The sequence below is a fragment of the Flavobacterium gossypii genome, assembly GCF_014138495.1.
Lineage (GTDB): Bacteria > Bacteroidota > Bacteroidia > Flavobacteriales > Flavobacteriaceae > Flavobacterium > Flavobacterium endophyticum.
In genome coordinates this window covers 1,930,661-1,951,525 of the sequence record NZ_JACJIS010000001.1, presented here as the reverse complement: position 1 = coordinate 1,951,525, position 20,865 = coordinate 1,930,661, and the positions used below count along the sequence as shown (strand labels likewise).

The window sequence follows — 20,865 nt, the reverse complement described above, 5'->3', positions numbered from 1 at the left end:
TAATCAAACGCCTTTAAGTTTTTTTAAATATAACAAATAATTACTTTTGTGTTATTATTAAAAAATTACGGTTTTCATGAGACATATTCTAATAATCGGGGCCGGAAGGTCTGCTTCTTCACTAATTCAATACCTTCTAAACAAATCAGAAGAAGAAAACCTGCATCTTACCATCGGAGACCTTTCTTTAGAATTGGCTCAAAGAAAAACCAAGAATCATAAAAATGCTACGGCAATTGCTTTTGATATCTTCAACGAAAACCAGCGAAAGGAAGAAATCCAAAAAGCAGACATCGTGATTTCGATGCTTCCTGCCCACATGCACATTGAAGTGGCCAAAGACTGCATTACTTATAAAAAACACATGGTCACCGCTTCTTATGTCAGTGAAGCGATGCAGAATCTCGATGCTCAGGCTAAAGAAAACAACTTAGTGTTCATGAACGAAATAGGACTTGATCCTGGAATCGACCACATGAGTGCCATGAAAGTAATTGATGAAATCCGCGAACAAGGCGGTAAAATAATTCTTTTTGAATCGTTTTGCGGCGGCTTGGTAGCACCAGAATCGGATACTAATCTTTGGAACTATAAATTTACTTGGAATCCAAGGAATGTGGTTTTGGCCGGACAAGGCGGTGCTGCGAAATTTATCCAAGAAGGAACCTACAAATACATTCCGTATCACAAGTTATTCAGAAGAACAGAATTTATGGAGGTTGAAGGCTACGGCCGATTTGAAGGCTATGCCAACCGTGATTCTTTAAAATACAAAAGTGTTTATGGACTGGACGATGCCTTGACTTTATACAGAGGAACCATCCGTCGTGTTGGTTTTTCGAAAGCTTGGAATATGTTCGTGCAATTGGGAATGACGGATGATAGTTATACGATGGAAAATTCTGAAACGATGACCTATCGTGAATTCACGAATTCTTTCTTGCCTTATCACCCGACAGATTCTGTAGAAATCAAATTGCGCTTGAGCCTGAAAATGGATCAGGACGATATCAAATGGGACAAGTTGTTAGAATTGGATTTATTTAACAACAACAAAATCGTAGGACTAAAACATGCGACACCTGCTCAAATCCTTGAAAAGATATTGACAGAAAGCTGGTCGCTGGAAGAGCATGATAAGGATATGATTGTGATGTATCATAAATTTGGCTACCAGCTAGACGGCCAAGAAAAACAGATTGATTCTACCATGGTTTGTTTGGGCGATGACCAGACGTATACTGCTATGGCTAAAACTGTCGGCCTTCCTGTTGCTATGGCGACCTTGCAGATTTTAAATGGAAACATCAAGACACCTGGCGTGCAATTGCCGATAAACAAAGAAGTATACCTGCCGATTTTAAAAGAATTGGAAAGCTACGGCGTCGTCTTCAATGAAAAGCAGGTTCCTTATATGGGCTACAATCCAAAGAACGTTGCAGGATAATATCAGAAACCTATATCGAAAGATGTAGGTTTTTTTTGAGCTTAACTGAAAAGCAAAATTCAGTATATTTGTTTGTAAATAAAACTGAAAGCTTAAATTCAGTTATAAATTGCAACCAATGAAAATAAATTCCCTACAAATAGAAATTGACGGTATCGACAAAGAAATTCTTCGGGATTTGATGGAAGATGCCCGAAAACCAATTCTTCAGATTGCCAATAAGATTGGCATTTCTGGCGCAGCGATTCACCAGCGTCTTCGAAAGCTGGAACAGTCGGGCGTAATTTCAGGCTCAAAGTTTGTAGTAAACGTAAAAGTTTTAGGCTACAGCACGATGGCTTTTGTAGGCGTGTATTTGGACAAGGCGGCACGAAACCCTGAAGCGGTTCGTGAACTAAGAAAGATTCCCGAAGTCTTGGAATGTCATTATACTACTGGAAACTGGTCAATCCTCATCAAGATTATCTGCCGAGATAACGAACACCTAATGCAATTGCTGAATACTAAAATCCAAGCTATTGAAGGTGTTTCGAGAACAGAAACTTTTATTTCTTTGGATCAGCAGATTGAGAGACAGATCCAGCTGTAGATTTTTGATTTTGGATTTGAGATTTTTGATTTTGGATGCTTTGTGTGTAGATTCACTTGCTGATGCCTATGCTTTGTATGCTTGTGAGTGAGATGGAATGCTTTGTGTGGAGGCTTAAATTGCTAATAAGTATGCTGCAGTTGCTCGTGAGTGAGACAAAGTGCTTCGTGCGTAGATTCAAATTGATACTGCATACACTGTCCCTGCCTGTGCGGAAATAGCTTTGGTCTGTATGGAACATGATAAATACAATCCAAAAAAAAATCCGCACCTAAATGGCACGGATTTTTTTAATTATTTATATACTTCACAAATTATTTACTCTACAAAAATCAGAAATCTAAAACCAGAAATCTAAAATTCCCCTTAGTTTCTTCTTCCTCCAAAAACCTGCAATGCCCAATACAGCAAAGAGGCAATAGCACCCAACGCTGCTACTAGATACGTTCTTGCAGCCCATTTTAGGGAATCTTCGGCTCCGGCATATTCTTGCTGGCTTAGCATATTTTTGTTTTTCAGCCAAGCCAAAGCACGGTGGCTAGCATCATATTCTACAGGAAGCGTAATGACGCTGAATAACGTTGCAATTGACATCAAAACTAAACCGGCAACGGCAATATAAAATCCGGCTCCTACTCCTGCGGCGGCTCCTAAAACAAGACCGATTATAATCACCCATTGCGAAATTGGCGCAGCGACATTCACCATCGGAACTAATTTAGAACGCATAGTCAGCCATTGATATGCTTGGGCATGTTGTACCGCATGGCCTACTTCGTGAGCAGCAACTGCGGCAGAGGCAGCGTTTCTTTGGTTATATACTGCTTCGCTTAAGTTTACCGTTTTATCAGACGGATTATAGTGGTCTGTCAAACGGCCTGGAGTGGAGATTACTCTGACTCCTGAAATGCCATGATCTTGAAGCATTTTTTCTGCAATTTCAGCACCGCTCATTCCGTTGCGCAAATGTACTTTTGAATAAAACTCAAATTTGCTTTTTAATTTAGCACTTACTGCCCAGCTTACCAAAGCGATAACACCCAGTAAGATATAATATCCTATCCCTATCATTTTTTTGTTTTTTTATTTAGTAATGAAAAGCAAAAACCTCGCCAATTTGACGAGGTTTAAAGATACTGAAAGTTTGTCAGTGATAAAAATTTCTTAAAATCATCCTACCAAATTGATGATCTTTCCTGGAACAATAATGACTTTGTTCGGAGTTCTGCCATCTAATTGCTTGATCGTTCTTTCGTCGGCCATGACAATCTTTTCAATTTCTTGGACTGTCAGATCAAGCGGAAGGTTTATCGTAAAACGCATTTTTCCGTTGAAAGAAACCGGATATTCTTTATTGCTTTCTACCAAATATTCTGGGTTGAATCTCGGAAAAGGAACTTCTGAAATACTTTCTTTATGGCCTAGCCTTTCCCATAGCTCTTCAGCAATATGCGGTGCATAAGGGGAAATCAGTACTACTAACGGTTCTAAAACAGAACGTTCGTGGCAATTCATGGCAGTTAATTCGTTTACGGCAATCATAAAGGAACTCACGGAAGTATTGAAAGAGAAATTCTCGATATCTTCCTGAACCTTTTTAATTGTCTTGTGCAACGTCTTCAACGCTTCTGGCGCTGCAGGGCTTGAAGTTACGATGAGTCCGTTTTCATCAAAATACAATTTCCAAAGTTTTTTTAAGAATCCGAATACACCCGTGATTCCAGCTGTATTCCATGGCTTGGCTTGTTCTAAAGGACCGAGAAACATTTCGTACAGACGTAACGTATCGGCTCCGTATTCTTCGCAAATATTGTCTGGATTTACAACATTGTATTTCGATTTGGACATTTTTTCAACCTCGCGGCCAACAAAAAATCTTCCGTTTTCAGTTATAAATTCAGCATCCTGAAACTGCGGCTGCCAACTTTTTAGTTTTTCTGTATCTATCTCATCCGAAGCATTTACAAGACTTATATCGATATGAATTCCCTCTGTTTCGTAATTATTTTTAATGTTTTTAGAAACATAGGTGTTTGTACCAGAAACTCTGTACACCAAAGCACTCATTCCCAAAATCATTCCTTGATTGATCAATTTCTTGAACGGCTCTTCTTGATTGACAAAACCTCTATCTTTCAAAAATTTGTTCCAAAAACGAGAATACAACAAGTGTCCTGTGGCATGTTCGCTTCCTCCAATATACAAATCGACATTTTGCCAATAGTTTTGAGCCTCGTCAGAAACAAATTCATCTTCGTTATGCGCATCCATATAACGCAACCAATACCAAGAACTTCCTGCCCAGCCTGGCATCGTATTCAATTCCAAAGGAAAAATTGTCACATTATCAATTAATTCACAATCCGTAACTCGCAATTCTTTTGTGTCCCAAGCCCATTCTGTTGCATTTCCTAAAGGCGGTTGTCCGTCTTCGGTTGGCAAATATTTTTCTACTTCTGGAAGACGAATCGGCAGATGCTTTGTTTCGATCATCTGTGGCAATCCGTTCACATAATACACCGGGAAAGGTTCTCCCCAATATCTTTGGCGAGAGAAAACAGCGTCACGCAAACGGTAATTGGTTTTTCCTTTTCCTTGTCCTAATTCTTCTAAAGCTTCGATGGCTTTTTTAGTCGCTTGTTTGTAATCCAATCCATTTAGGAAATCGGAATTATCAATCACGACATTGTCTTTCGAGCCATAGGCTTCTTCGGAAATATCTACATTTTCAAATATATTTTTAATCGGAATATTGAAATGTTTCGCGAAGGCATAATCGCGTTCGTCACCGCAAGGAACTGCCATTACAGCTCCAGTTCCATAGCCTGCTAAAACGTAATCGCCAATCCAAACCGGAATGGCTTCTTTGGTAAACGGATGCTCTGCATAAGCTCCTGTGAAAACTCCAGAAATGGTTTTTACATCAGCCATTCTTTCACGTTCGCTGCGTTTTGCAGTCGCTTCCACATAAGCGTCCACGGCTTTCTTTTGTTCTGGGGTCGTAATTTTCGCAACCAAATCGTGTTCTGGCGCCAACGTCATAAACGTCACTCCAAAAATGGTATCGGGACGGGTCGTAAAAACTTCAATAACATGGTCATTCGTTTCGTCGCCACTTAAGATATAATCGACAGCATTTCTTTCAAATTCTGAATCTTTTACTTTGAATGTTACCGAAGCTCCAACCGATTTTCCGATCCAGTTTCTTTGGCTTTCTTTCAAAGATTCTGTCCAATCGATGGTTTCCAATCCTGTCAGCAAGCGTTCAGCATACGCCGAAATTCGCATGCTCCATTGCGTCATTTTTTTACGGATTACTGGATAACCTCCACGTTCTGAAACGCCATTTATGATTTCGTCATTTGCCAAAACGGTTCCTAATGCCGGACACCAGTTTACTTCGGTCTCAGCCAAAAACGTCAAACGGTATTTTAATAAAATTCGTTCTTGCTCTTCTTTTGAATAGGATTTCCAATCGTTAGCAGAAAAAACAGGAATATTGTCGTCAGAAACAGCATTTACTTTTGCGTTTCCGTTTTCTTCAAATTCTAAAACAAGCGTCTTGATATCTCGTGCTTGGTCGGCATCTTTATCATACCATGAATTGAACAGCTGGATAAAAATCCACTGGGTCCATTTGTAATAATCAGGACTTGACGTTCTTACTTCGCGGCTCCAGTCAAACGAAAATCCGATTTTATCCAACTGCTCTCTATAGCGAGCAATATTTTCTTTGGTTGTCTTATCTGGGTGCTGTCCGGTTTGGATAGCATATTGTTCTGCCGGAAGTCCGAAACTGTCATAACCCTGCGGATGCAAAACATTAAATCCTTGGTGCCTTTTAAATCTTGCGTAAATATCTGAAGCGATATAGCCTAGCGGATGCCCAACATGGAGTCCGGCTCCAGAAGGATAAGGAAACATGTCCAAAACATAATATTTTGGTTTATCAGAATTATTTTCTGCATGAAAAGTTCCGTTTTCAGCCCAATACTTTTGCCATCTGGCTTCAATTTCGTTAGGATTGTATTTCATTTTATAAGGTTCTAAGTCGCTACGTTTTTAGGTACTAAGGTTAATGTTAAGATTACTAGTGATGATTGAAAAATAGATACGCAATGTCCCGTTTCTCAATAATTCGGCTCAAAATAATTTGTTGTATACAAAAAAAATCAATTCGAGGAAGCAAATTTACGTTTATTGTACGAAAGTCAAAACTTTGAGCGTTATAAACTGTGTTTAAAGAAATTCTTTATTATTTTTACGGCATTAAATTAAAACTATGGCTTCATCATTCGAAAAATTTCAAAAGCGACGACTTATTTCTTCTTATTTTTCTGTGGTATTGAGTGTTTTCTTGGTACTTTTTTTATTGGGAATATTAGGGTTATTCGTAATCAATTCGAAGAAATTATCGGATGATTTCAAGGAAGAAATTGCCATGTCTGTTTATTTCAAAAACGAGGCAAACGACAGTATTATCAATGCTTTCGATACGCAATTAAAGACTTCGAAATTCGTAAAATCATATGATTTTGTAACCAAAGAAAAAGCGGCCAAACAACATACGGATATTATCGGCGAGGATTTCATGGCTTTTTTAGGCGAAAATCCTTTAGAAAATTCATTTGACATCCACTTAAAAGCGGATTATATCGTAACGGACAGTATCAAAAAATTTGAAACGAAAATCTTGGAAAACCCTATGGTTTCTGATATTGTTTACGACAAAGTTTTAGTGAATTTAGTAAACGACAACATCCAAAGAATCAGTTTCTGGATTTTAATTGCTAGCGGATTTTTGGCATTAGTAGCGGTTTTGCTAATCAACAGCTCTATGCGTCTGTCGATTTATTCAAACCGTTTTATCATCAAGACGATGCAGATGGTTGGCGCAACAAAGTCCTTCATCAGAAAGCCATTCATTTGGAGAAGTATCAAGCTAGGTGTTATCGGTTCTCTTTTGGCAATTTTTGCTTTAATGGGCGTATTGTATTATGTGGATACTAATTTCCCGAATCTGGGAATCATGCGAGATCAGTTGATGATTGGTCTAGTATTGGTCGGCGTTTTGATTGTGGGAATCTTGATTACTTGGTTCAGCACATTTTTCGCTACGCAGCGATTTTTGAATTTGCGTACAGACGATCTTTATTAATCTTGGATTTTTGATTTAAGATTTTAGAATATTAACTTTTGACTTGAAATTATGAGTACTAAAGAAACGAATACACAAAAAAACGAATTCCTTTTTGACAAGGTAAATTATAAATTCTTATTGATTGGAATTGGGGTTATTGCGCTTGGCTTTATCTTGATGTCTGGTGGTGGAACAGATAATCCTGCTGTTTTTAGCGATAAAATTTTTGATTTCAGAAGAATTCGCTTAGCTCCAACAACCGTTTTGATTGGTTTTGGAATTACGATCTATGCTATTCTAAAAAATCCTAAAAAATAGATTGGGCTTGTTTTGCCTTTTGCATGACTTTCTCAACAAACAAAACAATCTAAAAAAGTAAATGGATTTAATTGAAGCAATCTTAATAGCCATCGTCGAAGGCTTAACAGAATATCTGCCCGTTTCTTCTACAGGACATATGATTTTTACGAGTTCTTATTTTGGAATTCAAGAAGATGATTTTACAAAATTATTTCAGGTTTCGATTCAGTTCGGAGCTATCTTGGCTGTAGTAGCTTTATATTGGAGAAAGTTTTTCAACTTCAGCAAGTTCAATTTTTACATCAAGTTAGCTTTAGCCGTAGTTCCGGCCTTAATATTAGGCTATCTGTTTGACGATTATATTGATGCCGTATTGGGCGATCCGATTCCAATTGCAATCGTGCTGATAATCGGCGGTTTTATCTTATTATTTATTGACAATTATTTTAAGAATCCTACTGTTGCGCATGAGGAGGATATTTCTATCAAAAAAGCAGTGACTATCGGTTTTTGGCAATGTCTGGCCATGATGCCAGGAACAAGCCGTTCTGCCGCTTCAATTATTGGCGGAATGCAACAAGGCTTGACACGTCAGACTGCTGCTGAGTTTTCTTTCTTTTTAGCCGTTCCGACCATGCTAGCCGTAACTTGCTATTCTGTGTTTTTGAAAACTTATAAAGTTTCAGGATTAAAAGGATATGAATTATTGATGCAATCTGGAGACAACCTAAAGTTATTTGCAATCGGAAACATTGTAGCCTTTATCGTTTCGATTATTGCTATCAAATTCTTTATCGGAGTCATTAAAAAATATGGTTTCAAGCCTTGGGGTTATTACAGAATTATTGCTGGAGCCTTACTCTTGATTTATTTCATCTACATAAAATAATTTAGCATTGACAGCACAAGATTTTCAAGACGGCCAAGTTTTATTAATTGACAAGCCTTTGAATTGGACATCGTTTCAAGCGGTGAACAAATTAAAATGGGCCTTGAAGAGCAAACTCGGCTTGAAAAAAATTAAGATTGGTCATGCTGGGACTTTAGATCCTTTGGCTTCTGGATTGCTTTTGGTCTGTACCGGAAAATTCACCAAAAGAATTACCGAACTGCAAGGCCAGGCTAAAGAATATACTGGAACGATTACCGTTGGCGCAACCACGCCTTCGTATGATTTAGAGACTGAAATCAACGAAACTTTCCCGACAGAGCATATCACAGACGAGCTGATTCATGAAACGGTAAAGCAGTTTCTAGGCGAAATCGACCAGCGTCCTCCTATTTTTTCTGCCTTGAAAAAAGACGGAATTCGCTTGTACGAGCATGCCCGAAATGGAGAAGAAGTTGAAATTCCGACTAGAAAAACAACAATCCACGAATTTGAAATTACTCGAATTGCTTTGCCTGAAATCGACTTTAGGGTGGTTTGCAGCAAAGGAACTTATATCCGTTCGCTAGCCTTTGATTTTGGAAAAGCATTACATTCTGGCGGACATCTTACCGCGCTGCGAAGAACGAAAATCGGTGACTATGATGTAAAAAACGGTTATGGCTTAGAAGCTTTTGTAGATTCACTTTCTGAAAAAACGGAGTAGATTATGAAAAAAACGCTCTTATTATCCGTCCTTTTTTTCTCTTTTATTTCTTATTCTCAAATAAAGCCTTCTGACTTAAAAACAGGCGATTTTATTTTTCAAGATATGGATTGTGGTCCGCTTTGCGATGCTATTGAAGCTGTGACCGAAGGTTATAAAGGAAACGATTTCAGCCATATGGGATTGGTCTACAAGAAAAATGACACGATATATATCATTGAAGCCGCTGGTGCTGCCGTGCGATTGAACACCTTAGAAAAATTTTCTAAAAATACCTCCAAACCAATGTACATCGGCAGGGTCAAAAAGAAATACAGCAAGTTGATTCCTGAAGCGATTTCTTTTTCTTTAAAGCAAGTTGGGATTCCGTATGACGATGATTATGTTTACGATAATGAAAAATACTATTGCTCTGAATTAATCTACGATGCTTTTAAAAAGGCAAACAAAGAAAAACCTTTTTTTCAATTGTTTCCGATGACCTACAAAGAACCTGGAACCAATGACTTTTTCCCGGCTTGGGTAGAGTATTATAAGCAAATTGGAAGCGAGATTCCTGAAGGAAAACCAGGCTGTAATCCAGGCGGAATGTCTACTTCTGACAAGATTTATATCCTCGGAACTTTAAAATAACCTACGAACGGAATAGTTCTTTATTTTTCAGCTTTTTCAAAATTTCTTCTGACGGATAATTGCTTTGGTCGATAAAGCGCTTGATTTCAGGAATATTGTTGCAAAAAATTACGTCAAAAGAAAAGCGATCTTTTCCATAAATTCCTCGATGGATCATATTGGCAGAAAAAACAAGCAAGTCGCCACGATTTAGCTGGATTGTCTTTCCTCTTTCCAAATCATCGTTTGGTTTCGAATTATTTAATGAATTCCTGACATCAAATTCATGAGGCAAGTCCCATTCGCGATGTGTTTTTGGTATCAATTCTATTCCTAATTCTGCTTTCATCGGAATCCTGAAATGAACTACATCTTGATGTTTTATAGCTTGTTTTTGCTCTTCCACTGACAGCCCAGTGTATTGGATATCGCGATGCCAATAATTTTTCTGGCTATTATCTTTCGGGTCGAAAAAAAGCTGCGTATTTAAGAAAACGGGCTTATCGGTATAAATTGCATCAATGATTTCTTGAATGCTTTGTTGAGAAATAAATTGGAAAAGCGCTGTTTTTTCTTCTATGTCCAAATAATTTCCTGAAGTCAAACTATGGCTGTTTAAAACTCCTTTTTCAAAACTTGAGACATTATCTACCATCCACTTTTCGTGAAATTCATATAGGACTTTTTCAATAGCCTGCAAGTCCGTTTCCGTAAAGAAATTTTCTAAAAGCAGATAACCATTTTCTTTGTAGCTCATTATTCTTGAATTTCAAGTAATCGCATAAGTTCGATTAATTCATTTTGAGTACTTAAGCCTTTGTCGTGCAGATACCACATTTGCAATTCGGTCTTAATTTTTTCATCGATAACACCATGCTTTTCCTTATAATTTTTAATCAAATCGAATGCTTCTTTCGGTCTTGGGCCCCAATCTGCCAAAACTTCCAATGTTTCTTTATCCAAGACAATTAATTTTGGAATAGATCTTCCGCCATTCGTCAAAAATTTATCCATCAATGCAGGATTTTCATCACGAAGGACAATCTTAAAATCGATGTTATCCGACAACACCTCCATTTTGTGCATGATCGGAAGCAATTGTGCCGCATCGCCACACCAACCTTCCGAAATTACAAGCCAGATATATTTTCTTCTTAAGAGATTGATTCTTTCCGTATTCTCTGGAGAAATAACAATCGTCTTTTCCAAGCGATTCATTCTCGTTTCGTTCAGCTTGCTATAATGCAACAGATCATCTGTCTGGATTGGACCTGTAGATTTTCCCTCTAAAAGCAAATCTGTAACCAGTTTTCTATATTCAAAATAAGTCAAGCTTTTAGGCAGACTGGCCTTGATAATCTCTTCCATATTCTCGATTTAGTACTGCAAAATTAATTCTAAAAACCCAAAATACTTTTTTTTTGCCAACTTATTCCAAAAAAACAGATTATGACTATATTTGCACAACTTAAGCGAAAAACAAAATCAGCGCATGAAATATAAAAGAATACTCCTAAAATTAAGTGGAGAAGCCTTGATGGGCGACAGACAATACGGTATCGATCCGCAAAGATTAGCCGAATATGCAGATGAAATCAAGGAAATTCATGACAGAGGCGTTGAGATTGCAATCGTAATCGGAGGAGGAAATATTTTTCGCGGTGTAGCCGGAGCCAGCAATGGAATGGACAGAGTTCAAGGGGATTATATGGGAATGCTAGCTACCGTAATCAACGGAATGGCGCTTCAAGGAGCTCTTGAAGACAAAGGAATGCTGACTCGTCTACAGACTGCTTTGAAAATTGAAGCCATCGCTGAACCATATATCAAAAGAAGAGCGGTTCGCCATTTGGAGAAAGGAAGAATCGTGATTTTCGGAGCGGGAACAGGAAATCCTTACTTCACGACTGATACAGCGGCCGTATTAAGAGGTGTTGAAGTTCATGCTGATGTAATCTTGAAAGGTACTCGCGTCGATGGAGTATATACTTCTGATCCAGAGAAAAACGCAGATGCTGTGAAATTCGATACTATTTCATTTGAAGACGTCTTAAAAAAGGGACTGAACGTAATGGATACGACAGCATTTACGCTGAGCCAAGAAAATGCCCTACCGATTGTTGTTTTCGACATGAACAAAAAAGGAAATCTTTTGAAAATCTGCGAAGGCGAAAATATAGGAACAGTAGTTAATGTATAATTAGAAAACAGAATCAAGATAGCAGTCGAATGGCTGAAATCTGAATCTGAAATCTGAAATTCTAGATAAAAATGACTGAAGAAATTGATTTTATATTAGATAGCACTGAAGAATCGATGACAGGTTCAATTGCTCATCTTGAAAAAGAATTCTTGAATATCCGTGCTGGTAAGGCAAGTCCTGCTATGTTAGGAAGCGTATTTGTTGATTATTATGGCGCTGCTACTCCGCTTAGCCAAGTATCGAACATCAACGTTCCCGATGCAAGAACGATTACGATTCAGCCTTACGAAAAAAGCATGTTGCAGCCAATCGAAAAAGCAATTCAAATTGCAAACATCGGCTTTAATCCGATGAACAATGGCGATGTAATCATCATCAGTGTGCCGCCTTTAACAGAAGAGCGCCGTCGTGACTTGGTAAAACAAGCCAAATCAGAAGCCGAAGATGCAAAAATCGGAATCAGAAACGTACGTAAAGATGCTAATACAGACATCAAAAAATTAGAAAAAGAAGGAACTTCAGAAGACATGTGCAAAACAGCCGAAGATAAAGTTCAAAACCTGACCAATGCTTTTATTAAAAAAGTAGACGAGCTTTTAGCCGTTAAAGAAGCTGAAATTATGAAAGTTTAATTCTTTTACATTCTAAAATATACGAGCCGGATAATTATCCGGCTTTTTTATATCTGAACGTTTATTTTATGCTGCCAAATATTAAAATCCCCTTAAATAGTGAATTTTTTTACAGAAGTCACTTACTTTTGCAATGTGTAACAAAACTACCATCTATTCGTCTGTTACATAACCCTATGAAGCATTTAACTTTTTTATTTTTCCTTCTTTCTGTTTCCGTGCAAGCACAATTTCAGATTTCTGGAATCGTGAAGGATGAAAGCACCAAAAAACCGCTTCCTTTTGCTACAATATCCAGCAATAATAGAGCTACAGTGACTGATGTAGACGGAAAATTCTTGCTTCAGGATGAAAATCAGATTGCCTTTTTCACGATTTCTTACATCGGATATAGCCCTAAGACGATACTAGGAGATCGCAACAAAAAGTATTATGAAATTCTGCTTTCTCCAAAATCAGAAAACTTAAGCGAAATTGTACTTTCTTCGGAAGAAAATCCTGCGAATGCAATTATTCGCCAAGCCATAAAAAATAAAAAAGATAACGATCCGCAACAAAAGTTGCAAAGCTTCCAATTCAAGTCTTATAACAAATTGATTGTTTCTGCCAATCCAGATTCTATCGACGGAAGTATTGATTCTGTATTTGTAGAAAGGTATTATGGAAAAGAATTCAAGGAAGTCGATTCTACGAATTATAAATTCAAGAAGATTATCGACCGCCAGCATTTATTCCAGACCGAAAAAGTATCTCAATTTCAATTCAGCAACAAAAAGCTGAAAGAAACGATTTTGGGCACAAAAATGGCGGGACTTAAAAATCCGATTTACGAAATCATTGCTTTTAACCTGCAATCTTTTTCGGTTTATGATTCTAAATACGAGCTATTTGAGACCAAATACAACAGCCCGATTGCGCCGGATGCTTTTGCGGATTACCGTTTTAGAATATTAGACACCGTGAAAGTCGGAAACCGAGACACTTACATGATTTATTTTAAGCCGAGAAAGAAACGAAAATCATCGGGATTAGAAGGAGTAGTCTACATCGATAAAGAAAACTATGCTATTGCCAAAGCCATCATGAGAATCCGCGGCGTATTGGATATTTCGGCAACACACGAGTTTGAATATCTCGAAAATGAAAAAATCTGGTTCCCGACACAAAAAGAGTTTAAAATCGTGAAAGGGAAAAACGACGACGACATCCGTATCTTAGGCGGCACAATCAAGTTTGAAGGCGATCTTGACAGCAACAATACGACAAGAAAAAAAGACGCTTCCGATTTTACGTACCTGGTTTCTAAATCTTATAATTTCGACAGACAGCAGAACATTCCGGTAAAAATAAAACATCCTGCCATTTATATCGAAGTAAAGGATGACGCTATAAAAAAAGACGATTCTTTCTGGAACAGCTACAGAAAAGACAGCCTCGATACTCGAAGCGAAAGAACTTACATTGCTCTGGATAGCATCGCCCAAAAAGAACGTTTGGAGAAAAAACTTCGCTTCGGTCGAAAAATATTAAATGGATACGTTCCTATTGGGCCAGTGGATATGGATTTGCGTTATCTTTTAAGCTATAACAACTACGAAGGTTTCAGAGTTGGCTTGGGAGGTATTACAAACGAGCGATTTTCAAACAAGTACCGCCTAGACGGCTATACGGCTTACGGAACCAAGGATGGCGATTTCAAATACAGCATTGGCGGAGCGGTTCGCGTAGGTATCTTTTCAAATTCATGGATCGGAGGAAGCTATACGGATGATGTGCGAGAGATTGCGAGTACCTCTTTTGCCATCGACAAGAGGGTTTTTAAAATTTATGATCCTCGTCCGATCAACTTAAGTACTTTCTATAACCACAAAACGTGGCGAGGTTATATCGAGACAAAAATCCTTCCTAAAACGGAAAGCATCTGGCAGCTTACACATAGCAGGATTGAGCCTAAGTTTGACTACTTGTATACTGTAGACGGAAAATCGTATACTAACTACGACATGACAACTGCAATGGTTTCGCTGCAATGGAATCCTTTTAGCGATTATATGCAGACGCCTACGGGAAAGCTAGAAATAGAAAAACGCTATCCGAAATTCACATTCCAATTCACGCAATCATTGCCAAAGGTTTTTGAAAATGATTTTACTTTCTCTAAAATAGATTTGAGAGCAGAATATGAAAAACGCTATCTAAACGGACAAAGGACAGCACTTTTAATGGAAGCTGGTTATGCGATAGGCGATGTACCTATTTCACATCTTTACAATACCTCTCCGAACAGCCTTACGAAGGAAAAATTAATTGAACGAATCACGATTGCAGGAAAGAACAGTTTTGAGACGATGTATTTCAATGAATTTTTCTCTAGCAAATATGTGATGTTCCAATTCAAACACGGCTTTAAAAGAGTTACCGTTTTCAAAGGAATCAAACCTTCTCTAGTTTTAGTTTCAAGAATGGCTTGGGGTGATATGGAAAAGCCAGAACAGCATATCGGACTTAATTACAAAACCTTAAGAGATGGCTATTTTGAATCGGGAATCGAGCTGAATCAAATCTACAAAGCCTTCGGATTGTCTGGATTTTACCGTTATGGTCCGAATCAATTGGCCAAATTTGAAGACAATCTTTCTATCAAATTAACCTTTATCCTAAATTTAGGTTTTTAAGGCGCTGTTTCATAAACTTCTTATAAATAATATAAAACCTGCCAAGTTTTAGCTGGGCAGGTTTTTAGAATTAATAACAACGTAATCTTTATAAGTATTTAATCCGATACAAAAGTAGGACTTTTAAAATTTATGGTTTAATAATTAACACAGAAGGCGTATTATTTAACCAAACGCTCTGTGAATCAACCAATTTCTTCCAGCTTTCAAGGCTGATAATCATCATGTCTTGTCTTTCAAGAAATTCTTTTTTCATCGTTTTCTCGCCTGACATGGCAATATGATTTGGAGCAATCTGCTCGATAGAACGGATGCTTTCCTTGATTTCTGAATTGTTTTTTATTTCTCCCGTAGGATCCAAGATGGTAACTTGACAACCATTGTTATGGATTAACTTTTGGGCATATTCTATCAAAAATCGATCTTCGGCACAAAATAATGGCATAAAGACCTGGTCGATTTCTTCTAGGTTTTTATCTACTAAAATACCTACCGGCATTTTGCTGTAAGCAACGATATGACGCGTCCTTTCATCGAAAGGAGAGTTTTCAAACAAACCTTCCTTTCCAGTAAATTTATCAATCAGCCTATCGGGATTTATGATTCGAGTCGTATATCCTAGAACTCTTCCCAGCAAGGTGCCTTCAAAAATAGACTGTCCCAATCCGATTAACAGCAAGTCAAATTCGCCTTGATTTGCGATTTCAGTAATGTCTGAATCGATATCTACCGAAGCTTTGAAAAGCGTGATGATTTTTTGGTCGAGATTTTCAGCTTCATTGACGATTGGCTTGAAGACCTCTTGTTCATAATGACTCGCATCAAATCCGTGCAATTCGTTACTTGACGACAAATGCATGGCTGTTACAATGGCATTCCCGTTTTGTTTTCGCACCAAGCTATTGGCTACTTTCAGCAAGGCAATTCCTCTATCTGGAATAGAGAAAGAAAGCAATATCTTGTATTTTATCTTACTGCTGATGGTTTCTGGAATAATCGAGTTTTTAGTCTTGAAAATAAAATTAATCAAATCCAAAGCAGGCCCAGTCATAAATGTCGTCACTAAAGCCATGATGACCATCATTGTGAAGATCATCGGAGAAAGCACGCCCAATTCATATCCAATATTCAACACTATTAATTCCATCAAGCCACGAGTATTCATTAGGGCTCCGATATAAAGACTGTCTCTCCAATTCTGCCCGACAAATTTTGCCGCCAACGTACTTCCTAAGAACTTTCCAACGACTGCTACTGCAATAATTAAAGCCGTGATTTTCCACAGATACGGATCGTCCAAAAGTCCGATTTCGGTTCTTAAGCCCGTGAAGACAAAAAACAATGGCAGCAATACAATCAGAGCAATATCTTCTACTTTCTCAATGAAAATACTTCTAAACTTGGCACTTTCTGGCATAATCACGCCTGCCATAAAAGCTCCAAATAAAGCATGGATTCCGATGACTTCTGTCACATACGAAGAAATGATCAACGTTAGAAAGAAAATAGCAACAACCGGCTTGCTTAATGTTTTTCGAGAAGAATATAAATCGCCAACTCTTTTCAAGAAAGGCTTAACGATCATGATCATCAAGAAAACATACGTCACAGCCAAAACAATAATGTATAAGGAACTTACAAAAGATCCTGCTTTTACGATAGCAATTACCGCCGCTAAAATGCACCAAGCCGTGATATCATCTGCTGCAGCACAAGTAATAACGATGCTTCCTAATTTTGTCTTGTGTATGCCTCGTTCTTGCACGATTCTCGCCAAAACAGGGAAAGCCGTGATGCTCATCGCGATACCGCAAAAAAGAGCAAAAGATAAAAAAGCTACGCCTTCAGGAGCGAAAGTATCATACATAAAATAAGCCAATCCGATTCCTAATGTAAAGGGAAAAATGATGCTGGCATGGCTTATAACTACTGCTTCATGGGCTTTATTTCGCAAGACTTTCAAATCCAGCTCCATTCCGATAACAAACATGAAAAGGATTAGTCCGATTTGGCTCAAGAATTGTAAATTTCCAAGAGAAGCTACTGGGAAAAGAGTTTCTTTAAATTCTGGAAAATACAATCCTAACAAGGAAGGTCCGAGCACAATTCCGGCAATGATTTCACCGACAACCGAAGGCTGTCCGATTTTCCTGCAAATCCATCCAAAAAATCGTGCCACTAAAATAATCGTCAAGATCTGGGCTAGTAAAATGGCCAAAGGATGTTGCAAGCTATGCTGCATCGAATCAACAAATTCTGCCCATTGTGATTTGTCAGAAGTTTTTTCGATTATTGTTTTTCCGTGTTGCAGATGTTTTCCTTGGTCTAAGAACCAATAAATGATACCAGAGAAAACAACTATGAGGACAACATAGAAAATAGAGTTTTTGTGTTTTTGCATTGGGTAAGTCGTTTGTAGGCACAAATATCTGCATTGAAAATTTCTTACAATTTGATTTTGTAAAATAGTTTAGGGCAATTGTAATAAGAAGGAAAAAATTTGTAACGAAACTTAAATATTGACTTTGCAAAGAAAATCCGAACGGTAAATATCACTCAAAAACAAGACAAGACTTTTCCCGTTCTTATCTAGGATAGTTGTCGTGATTTCATCATGGGCAAAGAATTTCACAGCTTTCATTGCTATAATTTCTTTTTTGTTGATTCTACAAAAATCCGCTTTCGGCAACTGCGAGAGCAATTTGGCAAAAGTTATGTTTTTGAGCAGAATTATATTTCCATCTTTCATCAAAACTTCCTTATCGCGGCTGTCGGTTTCAGAAGGTTGTATGTAGATAATCTGGTCGAAAAACAGCAAGGCTTTTCCTTTGTCTGTATTCAGTTGTGTAAATTTTTTGTTGGACGATTTCTTGTTCATCTTTTCCAAAGCCTTGACAACCGCTTTCTGCAGACGTTCTTTTTTTACAGGTTTTGTAATATAATCGACCGCTTCAATATCAAAAGCATCCGCAGCATATTCTTTATAGGCTGTCGTAAAAATTACCATTTTGTCCTTTAAGAGATTGGCCACACTAAGCCCGTCTATCCCTGGCATTTCAATATCCGTAATACAGAGGTCGAAATCAAGGCTTGACATTTCGGCAAGCAATTTTTCTGGATTGTCAAATGCCTTCACGACATCCAGTTCAGGAATCTGCTCGCAAAGCATTTTGAGATACGTCAATCCTGGCAATTCATCGTCCAGCAGCAAGCATTTGAGCTTTGTATTCAAGTAAGTTTATTTTTAGGTGAGCAATATAAACATCATCTTCGATAAATTTATCGAGCTTGTAATTATTATTGTAAATTATTTTCAATCGCTGGTCTAACGTATTAGAACCCAAACCGCTATTGTCTTTTTTCAAGGTCTTATGGTCGGATATCTTATTCGAAACCGTAAGATAAAAACAGCTATCCTTAAATTCAAAAACAATGGAAATAAAAGCATCCGGACTTTTTAGATCTGCATGCTTAAAAGCATTTTCTATCAAATCAATAGAAACCATCGGCGCTAAAATCGGCTGTTCGTATAGCAATTCATCTTCCTTGATTTTGGTTTTTACCTTCAATCCAAAAAGCGGACTGACTTTAATCTTGTTGATTTCAATCAGGTTTAAGGCAAATTCGATTTCTTCTCTAGGAGACACAAATTTCTTTTGGCTTTCGTATAAAATATAATCGAGCACATTCGCTAATTTATCAAGCGCATGATAAGTCTGGTAAGCATGCGATTGTATCGAATTCAATATGTTTTTAAAAAGATGCGGATTTAATTTTGATTCGAGCGTCTCTAATTTCAAACCGTTGACCTTCAATTCGAGCGAATTGTATTTTTCTTCAAATTCTTGCTTTTGAGCTTTTGCCTTCTTTAATTTGTACAACAGCACGACAGCTACAGTGATAAGAATTATGATGAAAATAATCCCAATAACATAAAGCGTGTTCGAGATCAGGACATTGGTTTTCATTTTATTTTTTTTGTAAAATTAGATAAAAAAATGAAACTCCCTCTCTACTTATGTTGCCATTGCGTTTAGCATCTGAATTCTAAAATCTGTAGACTGAATTTTTTACTATCTTTGCGTTCTGTTTTGCGAAAAGACCTCTTTTTGTTTCACAGAAGAACAATTCAAGAATATTTTATAACAATTAAAAATGAAACACACAAAAGTTAAAGAGCTATTGAACAGCGCTCAGACAATGCAGGAAGTTTATGTAAAAGGATGGGTTAGAACATTTAGGAACAATCAATTTATTGCTTTAAATGACGGCTCGACTATTAATAATATCCAATGTGTGGTTGATTTTGAAAATACTCCTGCAGATACCTTGAAGCGAATCACGACTGGTGCAGCCGTGGCCCTGAAAGGTGCTTTGACAGAAAGCAAAGGTGCCGGACAGAAATATGAAATTCAGGTAAGCAGTTTGGAAATCTTGGGAGATTCTGATCCAGAAAAATTCCCGATGCAGCCGAAAAAACATACGCTTGAGTTTTTGCGTGCCAATGCGCATTTACGTGTAAGAACGAATGCTTTTGGGGCAATCATGAGAGTACGTTCTGTATTGTCTTTTGCTGTACATCAATATTTCCAAGAAAAGGGATTTGTGTATGTAAACACGCCAGTAATCACTGGAGCTGATGCAGAAGGCGCTGGAGAAATGTTCCAAGTGACTTCACTGCCTTTAGACAACTTGCCAAAAACAGAAGAAGGTCATATCGATTATAAAAAAGATTTCTTCGGAAAACATACCAATTTGACCGTTTCTGGACAATTAGAAGGAGAAACTTTTGCTATGGCTTTGGGTCAGATTTATACTTTCGGACCAACTTTCAGGGCAGAAAATTCCAATACATCGCGCCATTTGGCTGAATTCTGGATGATTGAGCCAGAAGTGGCTTTTAATGATTTAGACGACAACATGGATTTGGCAGAAGATTTTATCCAATACGTGATCAAATACACCATGGATAGATGTGCCGATGATTTGAAGTTTTTGGAAGGCCGTTTATTGGAAGAAGAAAAGACAAAACCACAAGCAGAAAGAAGCGAAATGACACTGCTTGAAAAATTGAATTTTGTTCTTGAAAACAACTTCAAGCGTGTTTCTTATACCGAAGCGATTGATATTTTAAAGAATTCAACACCGAACAAAAAGAAAAAATTCCAATATATCATTGAAGAATGGGGCGCTGATTTGCAATCAGAGCACGAGCGTTTCTTGGTAGAAAAGCACTTTAAATGTCCGGTAATTTTATACGATTATCCAGCAAACATCAAAGCATTTTACATGCGCCTGAATGAAGACGGCAAAACAGTTCGCGCCATGGATATTCTTTTCCCGGGTATCGGAGAGATTGTTGGAGGCTCTCAAAGAGAAGAACGTTATGACGTTTTAGTAGAAAAGATGAAAGTTTTAGGAATCGACGAAGAAGAACTTTGGTGGTACCTTGACACTCGTCGTTTCGGTTCTGCTGTCCATAGCGGCTTCGGTCTTGGATTTGAAAGATTGGTTTTGTTCGTAACTGGAATGACCAATATCAGAGACGTAATTCCTTTCCCAAGAACTCCTGGAAATGCCGAGTTTTAGGAATCAAGACACTATATAAATCATATCAAAAATGGCACAAGTTTATCTTAACGTGTGCCATTTTTAGTTGAAAATGATTAAAT

Annotated in this window: 18 protein-coding genes; 11 read left to right on the top strand and 7 right to left on the bottom strand. The window is 37.7% G+C overall.

Annotated features, from left to right (window positions below; genetic code table 11):
* Positions 1–76 precede the first annotated feature (76 nt).
* Together GGR22_RS08850 and GGR22_RS08845 are read left to right on the top strand one after the other, a co-directional pair.
* On the top strand, positions 77–1,447 hold the full coding sequence (locus GGR22_RS08850) for a saccharopine dehydrogenase family protein (RefSeq protein ID WP_182493337.1): 1,371 nt from the start codon (positions 77–79) through the stop codon (positions 1,445–1,447).
* A gap of 118 nt (positions 1,448–1,565) precedes the next feature.
* Entirely contained in the window at positions 1,566–2,036 is a 471-nt protein-coding gene (locus tag GGR22_RS08845) for an Lrp/AsnC family transcriptional regulator (RefSeq protein WP_121375973.1), read from the top strand.
* 366 nt (positions 2,037–2,402) lie between these two features.
* Here the strand turns inward: GGR22_RS08845 and GGR22_RS08840 are convergent, their stop codons facing one another.
* Positions 2,403–3,107, bottom strand: a complete 705-nt coding sequence (locus GGR22_RS08840; protein WP_182493336.1) for a zinc metallopeptidase — start codon at positions 3,105–3,107, stop codon at positions 2,403–2,405.
* A 99-nt stretch (positions 3,108–3,206) separates the two neighbouring features.
* Positions 3,207–6,071, bottom strand: a complete 2,865-nt coding sequence (leuS, locus tag GGR22_RS08835; protein WP_182493335.1) for a leucine--tRNA ligase — start codon at positions 6,069–6,071, stop codon at positions 3,207–3,209.
* Between the two features lie 247 nt (positions 6,072–6,318).
* Here leuS and GGR22_RS08830 point away from each other — a divergent pair, with 247 nt between their 5' ends.
* From GGR22_RS08830 to GGR22_RS08810, 5 genes are all read left to right on the top strand, one after another.
* Positions 6,319–7,194 carry a cell division protein FtsX gene (locus GGR22_RS08830; RefSeq protein ID WP_182493334.1) on the top strand — a complete coding sequence of 292 codons (876 nt, stop codon included), beginning with the start codon at positions 6,319–6,321 and terminating at the stop codon, positions 7,192–7,194.
* Between the two features lie 51 nt (positions 7,195–7,245).
* On the top strand, positions 7,246–7,494 hold the full coding sequence (locus GGR22_RS08825; protein ID WP_121375969.1) for a DUF3098 domain-containing protein: 249 nt from the start codon (positions 7,246–7,248) through the stop codon (positions 7,492–7,494).
* A 61-nt stretch (positions 7,495–7,555) separates the two neighbouring features.
* Positions 7,556–8,365 (top strand): undecaprenyl-diphosphate phosphatase, encoded by an 810-nt coding sequence (locus tag GGR22_RS08820; protein ID WP_182493333.1) that lies wholly within the window; start codon positions 7,556–7,558, stop codon positions 8,363–8,365.
* Positions 8,366–8,372: 7 nt separating this feature from the next.
* Entirely contained in the window at positions 8,373–9,071 is a 699-nt protein-coding gene (gene truB / locus GGR22_RS08815; protein ID WP_182493332.1) for a tRNA pseudouridine(55) synthase TruB, read from the top strand.
* A 3-nt stretch (positions 9,072–9,074) separates the two neighbouring features.
* A complete protein-coding gene (locus tag GGR22_RS08810; protein ID WP_182493331.1) occupies positions 9,075–9,704 on the top strand; it encodes a YiiX/YebB-like N1pC/P60 family cysteine hydrolase in 630 nt (209 codons plus the stop codon).
* Between the two features lies 1 nt (position 9,705).
* Here GGR22_RS08810 and GGR22_RS08805 read toward each other — a convergent pair whose 3' ends face one another.
* Entirely contained in the window at positions 9,706–10,440 is a 735-nt protein-coding gene (locus tag GGR22_RS08805) for a phytanoyl-CoA dioxygenase family protein (protein WP_182493330.1), read from the bottom strand.
* Complete coding sequence (locus tag GGR22_RS08800; protein WP_182493329.1) at positions 10,440–11,051, bottom strand: thioredoxin family protein; 612 nt, start codon at positions 11,049–11,051, stop codon at positions 10,440–10,442. Before GGR22_RS08800 ends, GGR22_RS08805 begins: the two co-directional genes overlap by 1 nt.
* Before the next feature lie 124 nt (positions 11,052–11,175).
* Here GGR22_RS08800 and pyrH point away from each other — a divergent pair, with 124 nt between their 5' ends.
* The 3 genes from pyrH (at position 11,176) to GGR22_RS08785 (ending at position 15,193) form a co-directional block, all read left to right on the top strand.
* Positions 11,176–11,883 carry a UMP kinase gene (gene pyrH / locus GGR22_RS08795; protein WP_121375963.1) on the top strand — a complete coding sequence of 236 codons (708 nt, stop codon included), beginning with the start codon at positions 11,176–11,178 and terminating at the stop codon, positions 11,881–11,883.
* Between the two features lie 71 nt (positions 11,884–11,954).
* Positions 11,955–12,518, top strand: a complete 564-nt coding sequence (gene frr, locus GGR22_RS08790) for a ribosome recycling factor (RefSeq protein WP_182493328.1) — start codon at positions 11,955–11,957, stop codon at positions 12,516–12,518.
* 176 nt (positions 12,519–12,694) lie between these two features.
* A complete protein-coding gene (locus GGR22_RS08785; RefSeq protein WP_182493327.1) occupies positions 12,695–15,193 on the top strand; it encodes a DUF5686 and carboxypeptidase-like regulatory domain-containing protein in 2,499 nt (832 codons plus the stop codon).
* A gap of 130 nt (positions 15,194–15,323) precedes the next feature.
* Here GGR22_RS08785 and GGR22_RS08780 read toward each other — a convergent pair whose 3' ends face one another.
* From GGR22_RS08780 to GGR22_RS08770, 3 genes are all read right to left on the bottom strand, one after another.
* A complete protein-coding gene (locus GGR22_RS08780; protein WP_182493326.1) occupies positions 15,324–17,594 on the bottom strand; it encodes a cation:proton antiporter in 2,271 nt (756 codons plus the stop codon).
* Positions 17,595–17,705: 111 nt separating this feature from the next.
* Positions 17,706–18,425, bottom strand: a complete 720-nt coding sequence (locus tag GGR22_RS08775; protein ID WP_182493325.1) for a LytR/AlgR family response regulator transcription factor — start codon at positions 18,423–18,425, stop codon at positions 17,706–17,708.
* Entirely contained in the window at positions 18,388–19,161 is a 774-nt protein-coding gene (locus GGR22_RS08770; protein WP_121375958.1) for a sensor histidine kinase, read from the bottom strand. Before GGR22_RS08770 ends, GGR22_RS08775 begins: the two co-directional genes overlap by 38 nt.
* Positions 19,162–19,348: 187 nt before the next feature.
* On the opposite strand from GGR22_RS08770, the gene asnS reads away from it, so the two are divergent.
* Positions 19,349–20,782: an asparagine--tRNA ligase gene (gene asnS, locus GGR22_RS08765; protein WP_182493324.1), complete on the top strand. Its 1,434-nt coding sequence runs from the start codon at positions 19,349–19,351 to the stop codon at positions 20,780–20,782.
* The last annotated feature ends 83 nt before the right edge of the window (positions 20,783–20,865 follow it).

What these genes read in the sequence shown, in the direction of transcription:
- GGR22_RS08850 (WP_182493337.1), top strand. Translation starts at nt 77, where the DNA reads ATGAGACATATTCTAATAATCGGGGCCGGAAGGTCTGCTTCTTCACTA.
- GGR22_RS08825 (WP_121375969.1), top strand. Translation starts at nt 7,246, where the DNA reads ATGAGTACTAAAGAAACGAATACACAAAAAAACGAATTCCTTTTTGAC.
- GGR22_RS08780 (WP_182493326.1), bottom strand. Translation starts at nt 17,594, where the DNA reads ATGCAAAAACACAAAAACTCTATTTTCTATGTTGTCCTCATAGTTGTT.
- leuS (WP_182493335.1), bottom strand. Translation starts at nt 6,071, where the DNA reads ATGAAATACAATCCTAACGAAATTGAAGCCAGATGGCAAAAGTATTGG.
- GGR22_RS08820 (WP_182493333.1), top strand. Translation starts at nt 7,556, where the DNA reads ATGGATTTAATTGAAGCAATCTTAATAGCCATCGTCGAAGGCTTAACA.
- pyrH (WP_121375963.1), top strand. Translation starts at nt 11,176, where the DNA reads ATGAAATATAAAAGAATACTCCTAAAATTAAGTGGAGAAGCCTTGATG.
- GGR22_RS08810 (WP_182493331.1), top strand. Translation starts at nt 9,075, where the DNA reads ATGAAAAAAACGCTCTTATTATCCGTCCTTTTTTTCTCTTTTATTTCT.
- GGR22_RS08770 (WP_121375958.1), bottom strand. Translation starts at nt 19,161, where the DNA reads ATGAAAACCAATGTCCTGATCTCGAACACGCTTTATGTTATTGGGATT.
- asnS (WP_182493324.1), top strand. Translation starts at nt 19,349, where the DNA reads ATGAAACACACAAAAGTTAAAGAGCTATTGAACAGCGCTCAGACAATG.
- GGR22_RS08800 (WP_182493329.1), bottom strand. Translation starts at nt 11,051, where the DNA reads ATGGAAGAGATTATCAAGGCCAGTCTGCCTAAAAGCTTGACTTATTTT.
- GGR22_RS08830 (WP_182493334.1), top strand. Translation starts at nt 6,319, where the DNA reads ATGGCTTCATCATTCGAAAAATTTCAAAAGCGACGACTTATTTCTTCT.
- GGR22_RS08785 (WP_182493327.1), top strand. Translation starts at nt 12,695, where the DNA reads ATGAAGCATTTAACTTTTTTATTTTTCCTTCTTTCTGTTTCCGTGCAA.
- GGR22_RS08845 (WP_121375973.1), top strand. Translation starts at nt 1,566, where the DNA reads ATGAAAATAAATTCCCTACAAATAGAAATTGACGGTATCGACAAAGAA.
- GGR22_RS08840 (WP_182493336.1), bottom strand. Translation starts at nt 3,107, where the DNA reads ATGATAGGGATAGGATATTATATCTTACTGGGTGTTATCGCTTTGGTA.
- frr (WP_182493328.1), top strand. Translation starts at nt 11,955, where the DNA reads ATGACTGAAGAAATTGATTTTATATTAGATAGCACTGAAGAATCGATG.
- GGR22_RS08805 (WP_182493330.1), bottom strand. Translation starts at nt 10,440, where the DNA reads ATGAGCTACAAAGAAAATGGTTATCTGCTTTTAGAAAATTTCTTTACG.